The organism is Nostoc flagelliforme FACHB-838 (assembly GCF_014698065.1).
Classification (GTDB): Bacteria; Cyanobacteriota; Cyanobacteriia; order Cyanobacteriales; family Nostocaceae; genus Nostoc; species Nostoc flagelliforme_B.
In genome coordinates, this window is sequence record NZ_JACJSI010000501.1 from 1 (window position 1) to 3,716 (window position 3,716).

The 3,716-nt window shown below is 41.2% G+C and carries 3 protein-coding genes; 2 read left to right on the plus strand and 1 reads right to left on the minus strand.

Annotation, left to right across the window (positions count from 1 at the left end; translation table 11 throughout):
- Nucleotides 1–161: 161 nt before the first annotated feature.
- Nucleotides 162–296 carry a hypothetical protein gene (locus tag H6G97_RS55210; RefSeq protein ID WP_277883462.1) on the minus strand — a complete coding sequence of 45 codons (135 nt, stop codon included), beginning with the start codon at nt 294–296 and terminating at the stop codon, nt 162–164.
- 122 nt (nt 297–418) lie between these two features.
- Between H6G97_RS55210 and H6G97_RS47435 the strand changes: the two genes are divergently transcribed.
- On the plus strand, nt 419–604 hold the full coding sequence (locus tag H6G97_RS47435; RefSeq protein WP_190947294.1) for a hypothetical protein: 186 nt from the start codon (nt 419–421) through the stop codon (nt 602–604).
- A complete protein-coding gene (locus H6G97_RS47440) occupies nt 565–3,582 on the plus strand; it encodes a primase-like DNA-binding domain-containing protein (RefSeq protein ID WP_190947295.1) in 3,018 nt (1,005 codons plus the stop codon). Before H6G97_RS47435 ends, H6G97_RS47440 begins: the two co-directional genes overlap by 40 nt.
- The last annotated feature ends 134 nt before the right edge of the window (nt 3,583–3,716 follow it).

Below are 3,716 nucleotides of genomic sequence, written 5' to 3' on the forward strand. Positions count from 1 at the left end.
AGAAGAACCCAAATCGATCACTTAACTTCCTGCATCGACTCTCTTCGTCAAAATTGGGTGGACTTGTACGATAGCCTCAAAGAGAAGAAGTAAGTCCAATCATCTTATTCGCGGATTATTTACGCGAACACTATTTTCTTTGTTTTACCCTCTATTTCTCCTTAACCGAGCAGTATTGTAGCTACACCCTGTACACCAGACGCGATATCTGAAAGTATTTCCAGTGGGTTTATGGTTTCTGCTGTGGGCTTGTTGAAACGCTTTGAGCCTGTGAGCGTACCTCTAGGACGAGCCATTTAAATTCCCTTTTTGCGTTAAGATGTGATGGTAAATTTATGGATTTTGATAGCCCTCCAGCCTTGTATATGGAGGGCTTGTTATTGTTTAGAAATCTTCTAGTAGTGCAGCCATACGCCGAATGATTGGGTCGATTTCGCTACTGTTTAAAGCTGGTAGTTCAGTCAGTGGAGTAGGTGCAATCGCTTTTACAGCTTTAGGTCTGCGAACTTTAGACTTAGGTGTAGCTAAACCCCACAAATTACACAATCTCAAAGGAACATTTAAATGTCAGTCTCTACTCGTACTCAAGAAATTGCTGAAGTAATCAAAGCCCTTCAATCTATTGGAGTTAGTGTACTTCCGGTAGTCCCCCCGCAGTCAGCAGATAAGTACCTAGATAAAGATAAATCAGGTAATATTCTGTATGATGCTGCCACTGGGAATCCATTACCAATGCTTACTGGCAAAAAACCCAGTTATTTTGACGCTAACGGCATCCCTAGATTAATTGACCATAAGCAGTACCAAACTAAGAAACCAAGCGAAGCTACCTTAGCTATCTGGTTCCAGGATGAACGTACAGGGATTGGGTGTTTGGGTGACGACTTTATTATCTGGCTTGATTTTGATTTAGATAAATTTGAATATGATGTTAATGCCTGTAAAGCTGCTTACCAATCAGTATTAGATAAGTTGCCAAGCTTAGACAATGTATGGCTTGAATCTACCCAAAGCGGCGGCTACCGTATCGGACTTAGAGTTGCAGAAAAACCAAGCTTCACTAACTTTAGTATGACCCCAGGTGGTACTCATGTTGGGGAAGCATTAGGTAGAGGTAGGTTTACAGTTCTAGCTCCTTCAGTTGGTGCTAAGGGTTCATACATTAACCACAACAGACCTACTGAATTACTTATCATCCCTAACGTAGAATCAATCGGAATTTACCCAGTTAGCGAATCAAAAGCCAATACATCAAAGGTTACAAAACAAGCGGTTATTCAAGCTACTAAGGAGTCACAGTCATTTTGGAATGAGGCTATTACTCGCTCTAATGCTGCGATCGCTTCTGGTGATTTACTAGAGGTTGGCGAAAGCGTAGCCACTAAAACACAAGCCATTGGTAATGGTGATGGTAAATCGGTTGATATTCTTCATCAGCTAATTAGTTCTAAAAATCTTGCAATATTAGAAGGTAGTACAGACGCTACTGACAGGTCAAAAGCATTAACCACAGCTTTGAATGATGTTTATGGTTGGAAAAACTGGTGTATTGAGAATAAGGTTGATTACAGACTCAGTGAAGATGTTTTAGTTAGTTGTGGTAGTAAATTAGGTTTAGATCCAGCGCGAGTTCAGGCAATCATAAAAACCATTAGTAAAAATGCACAACCTGCACTCGGATACAGTCTGAGTAAAGATGAGGCAGATTTAAAGCGTTGGTCTAAGATAAATAAAATTCTGGGTGTAGCTAAAAAAACCACACCACCTAAAGATGATGCTGCTTACGAGGTAACTACCACAGTTGAGGAATCTATCCTTAATGTAGATTTTGAAGGAGGCGACGGAGATTATAAAGTATTCAATCAATCCTTTTTTAACTACACAGGTAAAGGATTTTGGAAGCACGAAAAGGACGACAAAATAGAAAAGAAAGTTAGTCACACCTTGAGAAAGCTTTTTAAATGGGTGGGTAATGAAGATAACTGGACTAAAAAACACCAATTCTTCACTGATAAAAATAAGACTAGCTCAATAAAGCTTTGCAGAAGTGCCTTACAGATGGATGAAGATATATCAAATAATCATCTCCTATGCTTTCAAAATGGCACGGTCGATTTAAGAACAGGAGAGTTGCAAGCCCACCACCGAGAAAACTTTATCACTGCTGCTGTGGCGGCTGATTACAAGAAAAATGCTGAATGTCCCGAAGTATTTTTAGAGTTCTTAAAAAACTCAATTGGTGAGGAAAATATACCATTGCTCAGAGCCGTAATAGCGATGTTTATTGACCCCACAGCCATATATGGATACTTCCTTCATATAGTTGGCTCTAGTGGTTCTGGTAAAGGTACTATCTTGCGCTTAATCAGCAGTCTTTACAGCCAAGAAAATGTACGCTCTATCTCAGATTTTAGGGATTTAGAAAATGCTGATAAACGTCACCAAACCCTAACTGGTGCGAGGCTTGTTGTATTCCCTGATGTAGCTGGTTTTCAAAAAAGTGGGCTTCTACCATTCTATGAATTAGTTGATAACGGGCCACTTTCCGGTAGACCTTTGTTTGCTTCCTCTAGCTACAATAAACGGTGGGATTGTCGCTTTGCTATGGCTTCTACGGACTATCTACAGATTGATAATACTGGGGAAGGTTGGGACAGACGGGTGATACACATTGCCACCAAGAGCAGAGGTAATCAATCACCTGATCCAGAACTAGGTGGCAAGCTAGAAGCGGTTAAAGGTGACATTATTTCTTGGGCTTTAGCAATGCCAAGGGATGAAAGAAACAACCTTTTAATTAACTCCTCTAAGCTAAATAAAACAGCAGCATCTATTAAGATGTCACAGGCAATCAGTTCCGACTCTGCCAAGGCTTTTATTGACCAATGCTTAGTTCCTTCTGAGGGTTACACAATCAAAACCCATGAACTGTACGCGATGTACTGCGCTTACTGTAAGAGTGCTAATTCGGGTACTTTCCAGAAAAACAAGTTCATCAATCACATGAAAAATATCATTCCAAAAAACTTTGTCGAACGTGCCTTTGGTGGTTTTAAATCAGAAAATGGGAGTAAAGTACGTGAGTCAATACCTGCACACTGGACTGGAATTAAGCCTATAGCTGGGTTATTCACTGAAGCTACTTCACTAAATGGCAACGAGCCATTAATAGTATGCAACACGTCTCTATGCAGCGAGGGCGGCTGGGATTTACTTATGAATGGTCACAGTGATGATTGTGATGAAATTTCAGAAACTCAGCGGCCCGCTGTGCAACCCGTTGTAGCTCCTGAACCTCAGCCCGTCGCTATTCCCGTTCCCGCTCCTGTTCCCGTATCCCATACACCAAGCCACCCAGACTTTGCTAAGGCTTATGACGGCGATAATACCCAATCTGTAATTGAACTTCTAGTGTCTTTTATGGGTATTGATGACAGGCTTGAAGTTGGTAAGCTAATGTACACGCTAAACAATGGTGTAGTTAAGAATGAGGTACGCCAGCACTTTAAGCTAACTGAGCAAGCTGATTACCTCAGAGATTGCGAAATCAGCTACATGGCTACACTAACAGACCCGTTCTAACACCCCACACCCACCCACACCCAATACGGTTCGGTTAAGCCCAAAATCAGGTAAGGTGAGGGTTATTCCCTGAATGCACTGATGTTGAATGCAACTCAAAGAATTCTCACTGATCTCACCTGTAGTCGAATCAG